The sequence below is a fragment of the Halomonas sp. BM-2019 genome, from assembly GCF_017584085.1.
Map to the genome: position 1 here is coordinate 1,440,415 of NZ_CP071922.1, position 4,934 is coordinate 1,445,348.

8 protein-coding genes are annotated in these 4,934 nt (G+C 59.9%); 5 read left to right on the forward strand and 3 right to left on the reverse strand.

The genetic code is table 11. The annotated features are described in order from the left end of the window. The 4 genes from J5F18_RS07240 to J5F18_RS07255 form a co-directional block, all read left to right on the forward strand. Window positions 1-351, forward strand: a 351-nt coding sequence (locus J5F18_RS07240; protein ID WP_346301603.1) for a tetratricopeptide repeat protein, incomplete at its 5' end; no start/stop codon positions are given. Between the two features lie 627 nt (window positions 352-978). Beyond that, window positions 979-1,917 carry a nucleotide-binding protein gene (locus tag J5F18_RS07245; protein WP_346301604.1) on the forward strand — a complete coding sequence of 313 codons (939 nt, stop codon included), beginning with the start codon at window positions 979-981 and terminating at the stop codon, window positions 1,915-1,917. Between the two features lie 290 nt (window positions 1,918-2,207). Beyond that, window positions 2,208-2,450, forward strand: a complete 243-nt coding sequence (locus J5F18_RS07250; RefSeq protein WP_346301605.1) for a type II toxin-antitoxin system Phd/YefM family antitoxin — start codon at window positions 2,208-2,210, stop codon at window positions 2,448-2,450. Beyond that, on the forward strand, window positions 2,447-2,710 hold the full coding sequence (locus J5F18_RS07255) for a Txe/YoeB family addiction module toxin (RefSeq protein ID WP_346301606.1): 264 nt from the start codon (window positions 2,447-2,449) through the stop codon (window positions 2,708-2,710). The genes J5F18_RS07250 and J5F18_RS07255 overlap by 4 nt, the downstream gene beginning before the upstream one ends. On the opposite strand, the gene J5F18_RS07260 is transcribed toward J5F18_RS07255, so the two are convergent. Continuing rightward, window positions 2,673-3,467 carry a dienelactone hydrolase family protein gene (locus J5F18_RS07260; protein WP_346301607.1) on the reverse strand — a complete coding sequence of 265 codons (795 nt, stop codon included), beginning with the start codon at window positions 3,465-3,467 and terminating at the stop codon, window positions 2,673-2,675. The genes J5F18_RS07255 and J5F18_RS07260 overlap by 38 nt on opposite strands. 32 nt (window positions 3,468-3,499) lie before the next feature. Next, window positions 3,500-3,898, reverse strand: a complete 399-nt coding sequence (locus tag J5F18_RS07265; RefSeq protein ID WP_346301608.1) for a gamma-glutamylcyclotransferase family protein — start codon at window positions 3,896-3,898, stop codon at window positions 3,500-3,502. 202 nt (window positions 3,899-4,100) lie between these two features. Here J5F18_RS07265 and wrbA point away from each other — a divergent pair, with 202 nt between their 5' ends. Next, window positions 4,101-4,706 (forward strand): NAD(P)H:quinone oxidoreductase, encoded by a 606-nt coding sequence (gene wrbA / locus J5F18_RS07270; protein ID WP_346301609.1) that lies wholly within the window; start codon window positions 4,101-4,103, stop codon window positions 4,704-4,706. 27 nt (window positions 4,707-4,733) lie between these two features. On the opposite strand, the gene J5F18_RS07275 is transcribed toward wrbA, so the two are convergent. Next, on the reverse strand, window positions 4,734-4,934 hold a 201-nt coding region (locus tag J5F18_RS07275; RefSeq protein WP_346301610.1), incomplete at its 5' end, for a LysR substrate-binding domain-containing protein.

Genomic DNA, 4,934 nt, shown 5'->3' on the forward strand with positions numbered 1-4,934 from the left:
ACGGTCGCCACCGACCTCAACAACCTGGCGCAGTTGCTCAAGGCCACGAACCGGCTGGCCGAGGCCGAGCCGCTGATGCGCCGGGCGCTGGCGATCGACGAGGCGAGCCTCGGTGCGGACCACCCCGACGTCGCCCGCGACCTCAACAACCTCGCGCAGTTGCTGCAGGCCACGAACCGGCTGGTCGAGGCCGAGCCGCTGATGCGCCGGGCGCTGGCGATTTTTATTGAGAGTCTGGGACTGGACCACCCGTCCTCGCAGGTCGTACGCGGGAACTACATTGCACTGTTGCAGGCAATGGGCAGGACAGACGATGAAATCAGCGCCAAGCTTGCATCGCTGCACGGGTGAGATTGGTCGTTGCATTTACCCCGCCAATGTCGGCGAATGGAATCTGACCTGACATTCGAGTGACCGACTCGACGAACGGGCGGATGGCAGCAGTTGGCCGAGTGAGGAACCTTAGCCTATGCTGATGGATGGTTGAGGTAGTTAACGATCCGAAGCGGCCATGCCGACGAAGGTAAGACGGCGGGTTCAAGTGAAATGTCGAGCACGCGGCCTAATACCTGTAGGGTTTAACCCACCTTATTCATTTGGAGAAAGAAGAATGAATATATGCTCTATGAAAATCAGGTGGTTACACCTGTTCGCTAGGCAGAGGTTCGTTTCACCAAATTGGTGAAGCCGCTTCGATCAAGCGCGTACATCATGACCTGATGAATTTCATGATTTTTTTATTCTCTCGAAATAGGCTGTGATGAATAGGGTGGATTTAAGGGTCAGCCCTTTAAAGGTGGCCAGTTGACATATCAACGTAACCGTCTGATTCTCGATTATCTGACTTGGTCAAGTCTCAGGTCTGTCCGTGAAGCAGATTGCCAAGGTCAAGTTTAAGTCTATGATTTTCAATGTTTATTCACACATTTAAAGGGCTGAATTTAAGGGTTCAGGACCCTGCTTTGGGAGGATAAATATATGAAGAAACGTATATTCATCGGTTCTTCTACTGAGGCGATTCACTATGCCGAACAAATAAAGGACATTCTTGGTGCTCAAGGCGAAATAATCCCTTTGATTTGGACAGATGTTTTTGATCCTGGAACTTTGACATTCGAAGCAATAGAAAGAATGGCAAAAACTATTTCAGGAGCAGTTTTACTCGCCACTCCCGACGACGAGTCTATCATCAGGAGAACCACCGTTCGGGTTCCTCGATCAAACGTCTTAATCGAATTTGGATACTTGGCAGCAATTCTGGGAAGAACCAATATCGCACTCTGTAGATACAATGGCGTTGAACTTGCGACAGACTTAAATGCATTTACTTGTATTCCTATGGGCGATTACCAAGGTGTTGCCGGAGCTCAAGTTGTAGATGCTCAAGCAGCTAAAAAGCTAATAAAATGGTCACAAAAACTAACAGCTGTTTCTCCCGGTGTGCCAAACTACGCGATAGTTCATGGTTACAGTGGGCGGTGGTCCGTGAAATTGAAATTCGATATTTGGCGCAATATGCAAATTGAGAGTCCGGCCTACGTACATCTTGAAGGCGTTATAGATCTCTTCCTGCCGAGAAAAGGAAAAAATGGTCACGGTTCAGTCATTGGGGACTTATACGTAAACCTGAAAGATCATTACATACATATTAATATGTCGGCGCTTGTTGAAAATGTTTTAGCGGATGACGATGGTACGCTTTCTGCGACAAGTAGAGTACATTCAAGACAACTGCTTTCGAAGGAAGGTGAGAGCGAAGAAGACGAAACTGTTTTAGATTCTTTCAGAGGTCCGCGTGATGGCAAATGGTTTTTATATCCCAATGAAGCAGTAGACGGACAGCTTAATGGCACGTTTACTGTTTCTGCAGGCGATCTAGTTAGCGATCGTGCCAATGCACTATTAACAAAGCTCTAAATCAATCCTAACTATTGCATTCACGCTGACCGCAAAAACGCTGGTCGTTCCTCGCTGTGCTTTTTACGTCAGGTGATGCAAGCCGGTTGTATGAGCCTTCGCTTAATGGTACTGGGCGCGCCAGAAGGCCTCGAGTTCGGCGAGCTGGATAGGCTGGTCGAGACCCTGACGCCGGCCTTCGAGCGCCGAGGGGGGGTGAGGTCCGCTGGGTGTCACACTCAACGTTCGTCTTGACGTACGTGCGTATAGGCGTACGCTTGGTTGAAAATGGAACGAGCAAGAGGTGCGTCATGACCGGCATCACCGCAACCGAGGCGCGCAGCAACCTTTATCGGTTGATTGACGAGACCGCCGAGTCCCACCAGCCAATCATCATCATGGGCAAGCGAAACAGGGCGGTTCTGGTCTCCGAGGAAGATTGGACGGCCATCCAGGAAACGCTTTACCTGCTCTCCGTGCCCGGCATGCGCGAGTCGATTCGCGAGGGGATGGATACCCCTGTGGATTCATGCGATGAGGAGCTTGACTGGTGACATGGAAGCTGGTTTACACCAGGCAAGCCCATAAGGATGCAAGCAAGCTCGCCTCCAGCGGCCTCAAGCCCAAGGCTCAGGAGCTGCTGGCACTGATTGCAGAAGATCCGTACCGCAAGCCGCCACCGTTTGAAAAACTGGTCGGCGACCTCGCGGGGGCCTATTCACGTCGCATCAATATCCAGCATCGTCTGGTGTACCAGGTACTTGACGACGAGAAAGTCATGAAGGTTCTCCGGCTCTGGAGCCACTACGAATAGCGCGAAGCTCGGCTCGTGACAGCGTCTCCTCCAGCAGCATGGCGAGCCGCCTGTGGTGCAGGTTGTCGGCGGCGGCGTCATAGGAGGGGGCGTCCTTGGTGGTGAAGCCGTGGGCGGCCCCCCGGTAGAGCTCGGTGATGAAGTGCACGCCGGCTGCGGCCAGCGCCTCGTCCATGCGGGCGATCTGCTCGGGGGGCAGCAGCTCGTCCTGGTCGGCGTGGCCGAGATAGACGCGCCCCTCGATGGTGCCGACCACGTGGACCGGGCTCGCCGGGTCACCGGCCTCCGCCAGCCGCGCCGAGTGGAAGCCCGCCGCGGCGGCGACGCGGTCAGGGTATTCGGCCGCCATGCGCAGCGCGAAGGCGCCGGTCAGGCAGTAGCCCACCACGCCGATCTTGCCGTCGGCGAACTCGGCCTCGCGATCGAGGCAGCCGAACAGGGCGGCGAAGTCGCGGGACTGCGCCTCGAGTGTCAGGTGGCCGGCATAGTCGAACAGCGTCGGGCGCACGTCCGGGTCGCGGAAGGATTTGCCCTCCGGCACCACGGGGCCCCGGGCGTCGCGGTAGTAGAGGTTGGGCATCAGCACCGCATAGCCGCTGTCGGCGATCCGCTGGGCCTTCTCGTGGTAGCAGGGGCGCAGGCCGCCGATATCGGTGAACAGCACCACGCTTGGCAGCGGCCCTTCGGCGTTCCCAGGCGTGAAGAGATGGGCGTCGATGGTGCCGTCGGCGGCGGGAATGTCGATAGCGCGAGACATGAGCGGGCTCCAGTGTGGCGGGTGGGGGGGCGTCAGGGGTGCGGGCGCGGCCGCCAGCCGCCCTGCCGGATGGCCTCGCAGCCGGTCACCTCGGGGTTGTAGAGATAGAGCCAGGCGGGCCCGAAGGCGGTAGGGTGGACGGCGCGGTCGTAGAGGCCGAGCCGGGGCTGGCGCGGGCGGTAGTCTTCCAGCCGGTCGAGGCCGGCCAGCAGGCGGCTGTTCACCTGGAAGACCTCGACCTCCACCCCGCGGGAGGGCGTGAGCTTGGCGCCGGGGTAGGGCCCCAGGTCGTAGAGGGTCACGCCGGTCAGGCGGTCGCTGCCCAGGAACTCGGCACCGTCGAGCCAGTGGTGATTGCGCAGGCCGCGCTTGAGGGTGCCGTAGACGGCGACTAGCGGCGTGCGGGTGATGGCGATGGCGGGCGCGGTCATGGTGGCGGATCTCCACGGGGCAGAGCTGGGGTCCATGGTAGCCGTTCTCCGCGTGCGTATCACCGCCGGGGCCGAGTAGGCGGTGGCGCCGGCGGCCAGGCTCTGCCCTGTGCAGCCCGGCGCGTCCTCACCTATGGTGGAGAAGTCCGGCAGCGTGATGGGGGAGTCTTCCCCCAACCTTCTCTTTCAAGAGGTGAATGGAATGACCAAGGTACTGGTGCTCTACTACTCCATGTATGGCCATATCGAGACCATGGCCAACAGCGTCGCCGAAGGCGCCCGCCAGGTGGAAGGGGTCGAGGTCACGGTGAAGCGCGTGCCGGAGACCATGAGCGCGGAGGCGTTCAAGGCCGCGGGCGGCAAGTCGGACCAGGCCGCCCCCGAGGCCTCGCCCAAGGAGCTGGCCGACTATGACGCCATCATCTTCGGCACCCCCACCCGCTTCGGCAACATGGCCGGCCAGATGCGCACCTTCCTCGACCAGACCGGCGGCCTCTGGGTCAGCGGCGGCCTGGTGGGCAAGGTGGCCAGCGTCTTCTCCTCCACCGGCACCGGCGGTGGCCAGGAGATGACCATCACCTCGACCTGGACCACCCTGGCGCACCACGGCATGATCATCGTGCCGATCGGCTACGCCACTCCGGAGGTGGCCGATATCTCCCAGGTGGGCGGCGGTACGCCCTACGGCGCCACCACCATCGCCGACAGCGACGGCTCCCGCCAGCCCGACGCGCGCGAGCTGGCCATCGCCCGCTACCAGGGGGAGACGGTGGCCCGGGTGGCGGCCCGCCTCAAGGCCGGGTCTTGAGCGTCGAGGTCTCGAGGGGGGCGCGCGTCACAGGCGATCCCAGTAGGGTGGGTCGCCGAAGTACCCCTCCAGGAAGTCCACGAAGTGGCGCACCTTGCTCGCCAGCAGCTGGCGGTGGGCGTACACCGCATAGAGCCCGAGCGGCTCGGGCTCATGCTCGGCGAGCACCACCCTGAGCCGTCCCTGGCGGAGGGTATCGCCGGAGAGGACGGTCGGCTGCAGCGCGAG

Bases quoted from the DNA above. Each gene is read 5' to 3' on its own strand.
- J5F18_RS07250 (WP_346301605.1), top strand. From the start codon at position 2,208: ATGACCGGCATCACCGCAACCGAGGCGCGCAGCAACCTTTATCGGTTG.
- J5F18_RS07265 (WP_346301608.1), bottom strand. From the start codon at position 3,898: ATGACCGCGCCCGCCATCGCCATCACCCGCACGCCGCTAGTCGCCGTC.
- J5F18_RS07260 (WP_346301607.1), bottom strand. From the start codon at position 3,467: ATGTCTCGCGCTATCGACATTCCCGCCGCCGACGGCACCATCGACGCC.
- J5F18_RS07245 (WP_346301604.1), top strand. From the start codon at position 979: ATGAAGAAACGTATATTCATCGGTTCTTCTACTGAGGCGATTCACTAT.
- wrbA (WP_346301609.1), top strand. From the start codon at position 4,101: ATGACCAAGGTACTGGTGCTCTACTACTCCATGTATGGCCATATCGAG.